This window comes from Vibrio bivalvicida (assembly GCF_001399455.2).
Classification (GTDB): domain Bacteria; phylum Pseudomonadota; class Gammaproteobacteria; order Enterobacterales; family Vibrionaceae; genus Vibrio; species Vibrio bivalvicida.
The window spans coordinates 1-1165 of record NZ_LLEI02000074.1 but is presented as its reverse complement, the minus strand read 5'-3'; the positions used below and the strand labels follow the sequence as shown (position 1 = coordinate 1165).

Sequence of the window (1165 nt, the reverse complement as noted above, 5' to 3'; positions counted from 1 at the left end):
CGGTGGTTAGTTTAAGTGTCGTGGTTTGCGTTGCTAGCCACTTAGCAGGGCGTTAATAAGCTACTGTTAACGAATGATTTTTGGATCAAATAGTCCTTCATTGGCTGTATCTATCTCGGCACAAATTCTCGTTCTCTAGCACTTTGCGTTCTGAAGTTTCTTTGGTGACAATGCCATTTGAAATCATCGAAAGCGCTAATATGCCAGCAACCATCTTAACTCTCAAAGGTTCATCGTTGTGGCAATTAACTGTCCGTGACTTCAGTGGGTGGCCTGTTCTCTGTCACTTTGGTTTGGCTACTTGCTCAAAGTTGGTTTCTGAAAAGGACAGTGGGTCAGTAGCCAATAAAAATCTGGTTGGTTTGTACTGTTGAGTTCGGTGGGTTGTTTGGGTGTAGAGCGCGCGGAAAGTACTTTATTAACAAAGTGTTCAAGCTGGATTCTCAACGCTCGGCGGTTTTGGTTGCAAATTTTAATGTAGTGATTAAGGTGGCTTTATTAAGTTAAGTGGGGCGTTGTTCACCACTTAACACAGCGTTATGTGTAAAAGGGTAAGTATGAGATTTATAGAAATTTTCTTAGTGTTATTACTGGTCGGGTGCGCTAGCCCTGAGGAAAATACAGCCCCTCCCACATATCAAGAACTCACACCTATAGAGCGTGTATTTCCCAAGTACCCTAAATTAGCAGTTGAAAGTCAATTATCAGGTTTTGTAGTTATGACTTTTAACGTCAATCAGCAAGGGCATGTAACTGACATTACAGTGGTAGAATCAAATCCAGAAGGCGTTTTTGATGAGGCTGCGGTTCAAGCGTTATCAAAATGGAAGTATGGACCTTTAAATCATGCTGAATCTGTTCTTCAGAAGCAGAAGCTAGAGTTTAAAATTTAACACATAACAAACTGCTCAAGGCGGACTATCAACGCTTGGCGATTTTATTACTAATCAGGCATAGTGTTTACGGTGGTAAGGTTAAGATTAGTGGTTTGCGTTGCTAGCCACTTAGCAGGGCGTTAGGTGATTGGGCGAAAAATGACAGAAATATATAATTTATGGGCATCTTCAGCGTTCTGGATAGTTGCGTTATGTGTATTCTTATCGGTTCTTATGTAGTGGTCAACTAAAATTGGCCACGGTTTTGTAAGTTTTCCAGTAAAGCCTTT

At 41.0% G+C, this 1165-nt stretch carries 1 protein-coding gene; it reads left to right on the top strand.

Annotation, left to right across the window (positions count from 1 at the left end; translation table 11 throughout):
• Nucleotides 1-557 precede the first annotated feature (557 nt).
• Nucleotides 558-893 carry an energy transducer TonB gene (locus APB76_RS19125; protein ID WP_054963687.1) on the top strand — a complete coding sequence of 112 codons (336 nt, stop codon included), beginning with the start codon at nt 558-560 and terminating at the stop codon, nt 891-893.
• Nucleotides 894-1165: the final 272 nt, after the last annotated feature.